Origin of the sequence: Mycobacterium sp. E2497 (genome assembly GCF_001668695.1) — a bacterium.
Lineage (GTDB): Bacteria > Actinomycetota > Actinomycetes > Mycobacteriales > Mycobacteriaceae > Mycobacterium.
Genome location: NZ_LZKD01000226.1, coordinates 1 through 7,475, shown reverse-complemented (window position 1 = coordinate 7,475; position 7,475 = coordinate 1). Strand labels below are relative to the sequence as shown.

The window sequence follows — 7,475 nt, the reverse complement described above, 5'->3', positions numbered from 1 at the left end:
CATCGTCACCGGGCAGAACCTGATTGCCCGCCTCCTCAGCGGGCCGCAGGCGGCCCGCATCGTCACCGGGCAGAACCCGATTGCCCGCCTCCTCAGCGGGCCGCAGGCGGCCCGCATCGTCACCGGGCAGAAGGCACCCAGCAGCCCCGGACATGGTCATCGACCATCCCGGTCGCCTGCATCAGCGCATAGGCGGTGGTCGGCCCGACGAAGCGGAACCCGCGCCGCTTGAGCTCACGCGCCATCGCCTTCGATTCTTCGCTGGCCGAAGGAATCTCGGAGCCGTCAGCGGGCCGGGGACGCGGTTCGGGCGCAAAGGACCACAGCAGCTTCGACAGGTCCGCCGCACTTCCCAGCTCGGCCGCGGCGCGCGCGTTGGCGATAGTCGCGTCGATCTTGGCCCGGTTGCGCACGATGCCCGTATCCGCCATCAGCCGCTGTACGTCGTCTTCGGTGTAGCCGGCGACCCGCTCGAAATCGAACCCGGCGAAAGCCCGCCGGAAGTTCTCCCGCTTGCGCAGGATGATCAGCCACGACAGCCCGCTCTGGAAGGCCTCCAGGCTCATCCGCTCGAACAGCGCCACCCCGTCGTGCACCGGGCGACCCCACTCCTGGTCGTGGTAGTCGCGGTACATCTGGAAATCGGGTCCGGGGCGAATGGCCGCCCAACCACACCGAACCAGCCCGTCATCGCTCACATCTAGTCCAGACGTTCCTCGCGGTCCCCGGGTTCCACGGCCTCGGGCTCGCCTTCGGGTGACGCCGGGGCGTGCACCGCGGCCAGCTCACCGCGCAGCGCCTCGAGCTCGCGGGCCAGCCGGTCCAGCACCCAGTCCACCTCGCTGGTCTTGTATCCGCGCAGCACCTGGGTGAATTTGACGGCGTCGACGTCCGCGCCCGTCACGCCGTAGGCGGGCAACACCGTCGCGGTGGTCCCCCGCGGCAGGGGCGGCAGCTGCTCGCCCCGACCGAACAACAGACTCGCCGCGCCGAACAGCACGATCGCCACCAGCACCAGAACCACCAGGTAGAGCAACACCAATGCCACGCCGTCGATACTGCCCTATGCGGCCGACACCGCGACGAAGCAGCGGGGCCTCAGCGCGGCCGCAGGACCGCCATGGGCGGGCGGTCCGCCAGCGACACCGGCGAAGTGTGCTGGGTGTAGCCGTGAGCATCGGGTCCGTCCGGCCCGACGGCGAAGAACTGCGTCAGCCCGACGCCGGAGTCGGGAACCCCGCAGCGTGAGAGCAGGGTCGCGATGACCTGGCGGCTCATCGCGCCGAGTTCGGCCAGCGGCCGGTTGCGGTGTGCGCGCACACCCAGGTTGACCTGGGCGATCGCGTCGGCGCCGAGCCGGTCGAAGGTGTCCAGCAGCAGGCCTATCTCCACCCCGTAGCCCGGCGCGAACGGCACCGACGTCAGCAGTTCACGGGTGGCCGCGTACTCGCCGCCGAGCGGCTGCAGGATGCCGCCCAGCTCCGGCCGCAGCGCCGCGAGCAGCGGCCGGGCCACCAGCTCGGTGACCCGCCCGCCGCCGGTGGCGCCCGCGGCGCCCCCCACGTCGCCGACCTGCAGCGGCCGCCGGTAGAAGCTCTTGACCAGGTGGATGCCCCGGGAGAGCGGGCCGGTCAGCAGCGGGCCGACCAGCCACGGCACGAACATCGGGTGCGGGTTGATCAGGTCGGAGTCGACGAACACGACGATGTCGCCGCTGGTGGCCGCGAGCGAGCGCCACAGCGCCTCGCCCTTGCCGGGCCGGATGGGCACCTCGGGGAGGGCCTGCTCGCGGCTGACGACGCGGGCCCCGGCGGCGACGGCGCGGATCTCGGTGTCGTCGGTCGAGCCGGAGTCCAGCACGATCAACTCGTCGACCAGCCCGTCTACCAGCGGAGAGATGCTGTCGACGACCGACGCGATGGTTTCTTGCTCGTTGAGCGCCGGCAGCACCACCGAGATGGTGCGCCCCGCCTTCGCTGCCTCGAGTTCGGCGACGGTCCAGGTGGGACGGTTCCAGCTGCGGTCGGCCAGCCAGGTGGCGCCGGGCCGGGCGGACAGCACCGCGCCGGCGGCGAGGTCCCCGGCGACCAGGTCGGATGCCGTCATGCCAGCCCCCTCACCGTGCGCGCCGGCGGGCGAACCCCCTGGATCGACGCCACCATTTCCAGCACGCGCCGGGTCGCGGCGACCTCGTGCACGCGAAACATTCGGGCACCGGCGGCCGCCGCCAGCGCGGTGGCCGCCAGCGTTCCCTCGAGCCGCTCGGTCAATTCCACACCCAAAGTCTCCCCGACGAAGTCCTTGTTACTCAAAGCCATGAGCACCGGCCACCCGGTATTAACAAGATCACCCACGTGACGCAACAGCAGCAGCCCGTGGAAGGTGTTCTTGCCGAAGTCGTGGGCCGGGTCGATCAGCACCCGGTCGCGGGCCACCCCGCGGGCGACCGCGCGTTCGGCGGCGGCGGTGACCTGGCGGATGACGTCGTCGACCACGCCGCGCGTGCTGGTTCCATAGCTCACCCGAAACGGACGCGTGCGGGGCAGCGCGCCGCCGGTGTGCGAGCACACCAGGCCCGCACCGAACTCGGCGGCGACCTCGGCCAAGGCCGGGTCGATGCCGCCCCAGGTGTCGTTGATCAGGTCCGCCCCGGCCGCGCAGGCCACCCTGGCCACCTCGGAGCGCCAGGTGTCGACGCTGATCAACTGGTCCGGGTAGGCGTCGCGCAGCCATTCGATGAAGGGGATCAACCGGGCGATCTCGGTCTGCGCGTCGACCTCCTGGCCCGGTCCGGCCTTGACGCCGCCGACGTCGACGACGTCGGCGCCCTCGGCGACGGCCCGGTGCGCGGCGGCCCGGGCGGCCTCGTCGCTGAAGGTCGCACCCTTGTCGTAGAACGAGTCGGGGGTGCGGTTGACGATCGCCATGATCAGCGGGCGATCGCCGGCGACCGGACGGCCGCACCAGCTGGACTGCACGCGTCTATAGTGCCCGGTCACCGGGTCGCGCGCCGTCCCGGGATCCGGTGTGCGGCCAGGGCGCACACTCAGCCGCGCGGCCGCTTACCGTCGGCCACCTCGTCTGGGTATTCGTCGTAGTACGGCACGTAGCCCTCGTCTCGGCCGGCCAGCACGTACAGCGGATCCTTGATGTCCGATCCGTAGGCCTGCTCGCGCAGCTCCACCTTGCGGCTCTTGAACGTCGTGGTGTGCTCCAGCGAATCGACCACCCGCACGAACAGCGGCAACGCGTAGGCCGGCAGCTGGGAGTACACCGCGCGGGCCAGCGACTTGCCGTCGAACTCCGCGCCGTCGCGCAGCTTGACCGCGGCCATCCCGGCGCGGCCGCCGGTGCGGGGAATCTCGACACCGAAGACCGTGCATTCCTCGACGGACGCGTCGGACGCCAACGCCGCCTCCACCTGCGTGGTGGCGACGTTCTCCCCCTTCCACCGGAAGGTGTCGCCGAGCCGGTCGACGAACGCGGCGTGCCCCATGCCCTGCGGGCTCATCACGTCACCGGAGTTGAACCACACGTCCCCCTCGCGGAAGGCGTTGCGCACCAGCTTCTTTTCGCTCGACTCCTTGTCGGTGTAGCCGTCGAACGGCTGCAAGCGGTTGACCGGGCTGAGCAGCAGGCCGGGCTCCCCGGACGGCACCCGGCGCACGCGTCCGTTGTCGTCGCGCAGCGGAGCCCCGGTGTCGGGGTCGTACTCCACGTAGGCCAGCGGCATCGGGAAGACACCGGTGGTGCGGGGCACGTTGAAGACGTTGATGAACGCGGTGTTGCCCTCGCTGGAGGCGTAGAACTCGCAGACCCGGTCGATGTCGAACCGATCGGTGAACTCGTCCCAGATCTCCGGGCGCAGCCCGTTGCCGGCGATCACCCGCACCTGGTGCGCGCGGTCGGTGGCCTTGCGGGGCTGGTTGAGCAGGTACCGGCAGATCTCGCCGATGTAGATGAACGCCGTGGCCTCCGCGTCGATCACCTCGTCCCAGAACTTCGACGCCGAGAACGCCTTGCCCAGCGCCAGCGTCGCGCCCGAGTTGATCACCGACGACAGCGCGACGGTCAGGGCGTTGTTGTGGTACAGCGGCAGGCAACTGTAGAGCGTGTCGGAGCTCTTCAGCCGCAGCCCGATACCGCCGAACGCCGCGAGGGCCTTGAGCCACCGCAGGTGGGTCATCACGCTGGCCTTGGGGAAGCCCGTCGTGCCGGAGGTGAAGATGTAGAACGCGGTGTCCCTGGCCTGCACGGCCGACACCGACGGCGGGTTGGTGGCCGGTGCGCTGACGGCGAATCGCTCCAGGTCTTCGATGGTCATCGTCTCGGTGTCGCCCGAGCCGCCGCACTCGGCGACCGCGCTGACCAGGTCGGTCTCCGCGATCAGGACCTTGGCCTTCAGCAAACCCAGGCTGTGCGCGAGGACCTCGCCGCGCTGGTGGTAGTTCAGCATCCCGGCGACGGCGCCGCACTTGACCGCCGCCAGCATGGTCAGCACCGCGTTGGGCGAGTTGCGCAGCATGATCGCGACGACGTCACCGTGGCCGACACCGTGGGCCGCCAGCACCGCGGCGTACCTGTTGGCGGCGGCGTTGGCGTCGCGGTAGGTCAGTTGCTGGTCGCCGAACCGCAAGAAGACCCGGTCGCCGTAGCGGGCGGCCCGCTCCTGGAATACCGTGCCGATCGACTTCTTCGAACTTGGCTGGGCCAGCAGCCCGGTCATCGCCCCCCGCACGATCACCGGCATATCGGCCAGCAGACCCGGCGCCCGCGATGCGATGTCGGTCAGTTTGACCGCGGTCCGCGCTCCCCCGTCGTGATCGGCCACGTCATCCCTCGATTCTGCGTTAACAACTCGGCGGACAGCCTAATAGGGATCACGAGATTGCCGGCGCCCTCATTCGGGCGCACACGCCTCCACGGCATCGCCCACCTTGTCGACCAGCACCAACCGGTCCATCGCCGGCTGCGAGACGTACCCGCTATCCAGCAACCCGCCCAGCCAGGCCCACAGCCCTGCGTAATGCCCCAGCGGATCCAGCATGACGATGGGCTTGCGGTGCAGGCCGAGGTAGCCGGTGGTCCACGAGTCCAGCAGCTCGTCCAGGGTGCCGACGCCGCCGGGGAGCACGATGAACGCGTCGGCGCGCTCCTCCATGACGTGCTTTCGCTCGTGCATGGTCTCGGTGACGATGAGCTCGTCGGCGTCGGCGTCGGCGATCTCGACGCGCATCAGGACCTGGGGGATGACGCCGACGGTCCGGCCCCCGTGGGCGCGCGCGGCGGTCGCCACCGCGCCCGTCGCCGACACCCGGCCCCCACCCCACACCAAAGTCCAGCCCCGCTCGGCGATCGCCTCGCCGAGTTCGGCAGCAACCGCAAGCAATTCGGGATGTTGCGGGCCGGACGCGCAGTACACGCACACCGCCCAGTCGCCGGCTGGCTCGGATTCCGGGCGCATACAACGAAAGGTAGACCAAGCTTGCTGACGCCCGCACACCGCGCGCAATAAAATCCGGCGATGCCGATTCGATGGAACGTCCCCCGGCACGCGTCGGCGCTGGAGCGGCTGGAGGCGGCGCTGGCGACCGGGAGAGGCGCCGTCGTGCTCGGACCGGACGGCTGCGGCAAGTCCACGTTGGCCCGGATGGCCGCCGACGACTTCGGTCGCCGACACCCCGGCACGCGCGTGCGGTGGGTCACCGGCACCCCGACCGAGCGCGCCGTTTCCTTCGGCGCCTTCAGCCACCTGGTCGAGATCGCCGACATCGGCAAGCCGGCCGCGCTGTTGCGCGCCGCCCGGGCGTCGCTGGACGGTGACGACCTGCTGCTGGTGGTCGACGACGCCCACGAGCTGGACATCCTGTCCGCCACGCTGGTGTACCAGTTGGCGCTGGCCGGCGTGGCCAGGATGGTCGTCACCGGCCGCGCCGACTCGGCTCCGGAGGCCGTCGCAGCGCTGTGGACCGACGGCCTGCTCACCCGAATCGACATCGAAGCGCCCGGCGGGACGACCACGCCGGCAGAGGTCGACGCGTTTCTCGGCGAGATGCCCGCCGAGGCCCGGGCGGTGCTGGACTATCTGGCCGTGGCGGAGCCGCTGTCGCTGGCGGATCTGACCGTCCTCGCCGGCGCCGAGGCGGTCGGCGAGGCGGTCGATTGCGGGGCGGTGGAGACCCGGGTGCGCGGCGAAGCCTCGGACGACCCGGTGGTGTACACGGCCCACCCGCTGTTCGCCGAGCGGGCGCGCGCAGTGCTGGGCGGCGACGGCGCGCGGCGTCGCCGCACCGACGTGGTGCGGCAGCTGTCGCAGCATCCGCCGGAACACCTCAGCGACCGGCTGCGGCTGGCGTCGCTGGCCCTCGACAGCGACGCCCCCCAGCCGGTGGCCGAGCTGGTCGCCGCCGCGCAGCAGGCGCTGAGATTGGGCGATCTCGCCCTGGGCGAACGGCTGGCCTCCTCGGCCCTGGAGCGGTCCGGCGGGCTGGCGGCGCGGCTGGCGCTGGCGCACGCCCTGGGATGGCAGGGCCGCGGCCGCGAGGCCGACGCGGTGCTGGCCGGCCTGGACCCCAGCGCGTTGACCGAAACCGCACTGATGGACTGGGCGCTGCTGCGCGCGGCCAACCAATTCTGGATGCTCAGCGAACCCGAGCGGGCCACCGCGTTCCTGCGCACCATCCGCGGTCACGTCTCGGATGCGGGCGCGCGCACCACCCTCGACGCGCTGAGCGCGACGTTCGCGATGAACGCCGGCAACGTGGGGCACGCCGTGAAGGTCGCCGACGCGGTGCTGGCCGCCCCGCACGCCGGCGACCAGGCGGTGGCCTGGGCGGCCAGCACGGCGGCGCTGTGCGCGGCCCGGCAGGGGCGTTTCGGCGACGTCGAGCCGCTGGCCCAGCGCGCCCTGGCCGCCGAACACCCGGGGTTGCTGCGCTTCACGATCGGGTTGGGGCAGACCACTTCGCTGTTGATGGCGGGCCGGCTCGACGCGGCCCGCGAACTCGCCCAGCAGTTCACCGATTTCGCCGAGCTGCAGCAGCCTGGCCGTGCGATCGGCGAGGTGCTGCTGGCGCACGTGCTGCTCGCCGACGGCGAATTCGCCGGAGCCGCATCGCTACTCGGCCCGGCCGCCGCCACGTTGGAACGCACCGGGTATTCGTGGGGCCCGCTGTCGTTGACGCTGCTGGCCACCGCGCTGGCGCAGCAGGGCGACATCGCCGCCGCGGGAAAGACATTGGGCCGGGCCGAATCCCGGCACGGGACCAAGTCGGCGCTGTTCGCGCCGGAGCTCGGCGTCGCCCGGGCGTGGCGGCTGGCCTCGATGCGCGACTCGCACGGTGCGGTCACCGCCGCTCGGGATGCCGCCCGGATGGCCGAACGCGGCGGCCAGCGGGCCGTGGCGGTGCGGGTCTGGCACGAGGCGGTGCGGCTCGGCGACACCCGCGCGGCCGATCCGCTGGCCCGCCTTTGCG

General features: G+C 71.5%; 7 protein-coding genes. 1 reads left to right on the top strand and 6 read right to left on the bottom strand.

What is annotated here, in order from left to right; translation table 11 throughout:
• Positions 1-119: 119 nt before the first annotated feature.
• The 6 genes from A5713_RS20575 to A5713_RS20550 all read right to left on the bottom strand — a co-directional run bounded on the left by A5713_RS20575 (position 120) and on the right by A5713_RS20550 (position 5,464).
• Positions 120-698, bottom strand: a complete 579-nt coding sequence (locus A5713_RS20575) for a DNA-3-methyladenine glycosylase I (protein WP_068098187.1) — start codon at positions 696-698, stop codon at positions 120-122.
• A gap of 2 nt (positions 699-700) precedes the next feature.
• On the bottom strand, positions 701-1,048 hold the full coding sequence (locus A5713_RS20570) for a DivIVA domain-containing protein (protein ID WP_068098186.1): 348 nt from the start codon (positions 1,046-1,048) through the stop codon (positions 701-703).
• A gap of 50 nt (positions 1,049-1,098) precedes the next feature.
• Positions 1,099-2,106 carry a glucosyl-3-phosphoglycerate synthase gene (locus A5713_RS20565; protein WP_068098185.1) on the bottom strand — a complete coding sequence of 336 codons (1,008 nt, stop codon included), beginning with the start codon at positions 2,104-2,106 and terminating at the stop codon, positions 1,099-1,101.
• Positions 2,103-2,927: a dihydropteroate synthase gene (gene folP / locus A5713_RS20560; RefSeq protein WP_231980562.1), complete on the bottom strand. Its 825-nt coding sequence runs from the start codon at positions 2,925-2,927 to the stop codon at positions 2,103-2,105. The genes A5713_RS20565 and folP overlap by 4 nt, the downstream gene beginning before the upstream one ends.
• Before the next feature lie 119 nt (positions 2,928-3,046).
• The gene (fadD6, locus tag A5713_RS20555; protein ID WP_068098183.1) at positions 3,047-4,831 is read right to left on the bottom strand and encodes a long-chain-acyl-CoA synthetase FadD6; all 1,785 of its coding nucleotides are present in this window, start codon (positions 4,829-4,831) and stop codon (positions 3,047-3,049) included.
• 69 nt (positions 4,832-4,900) lie between these two features.
• On the bottom strand, positions 4,901-5,464 hold the full coding sequence (locus tag A5713_RS20550; protein WP_068098182.1) for a TIGR00730 family Rossman fold protein: 564 nt from the start codon (positions 5,462-5,464) through the stop codon (positions 4,901-4,903).
• A gap of 60 nt (positions 5,465-5,524) precedes the next feature.
• Here A5713_RS20550 and A5713_RS20545 point away from each other — a divergent pair.
• Positions 5,525-7,475 (top strand): AAA family ATPase (locus A5713_RS20545; RefSeq protein ID WP_197516425.1); only part of this gene is annotated, 1,951 nt, incomplete at its 3' end.

What these genes read in the sequence shown, in the direction of transcription:
- A5713_RS20565 (WP_068098185.1), bottom strand. Translation starts at nt 2,106, where the DNA reads ATGACGGCATCCGACCTGGTCGCCGGGGACCTCGCCGCCGGCGCGGTG.
- folP (WP_231980562.1), bottom strand. Translation starts at nt 2,927, where the DNA reads ATGGCGATCGTCAACCGCACCCCCGACTCGTTCTACGACAAGGGTGCG.
- A5713_RS20550 (WP_068098182.1), bottom strand. Translation starts at nt 5,464, where the DNA reads ATGCGCCCGGAATCCGAGCCAGCCGGCGACTGGGCGGTGTGCGTGTAC.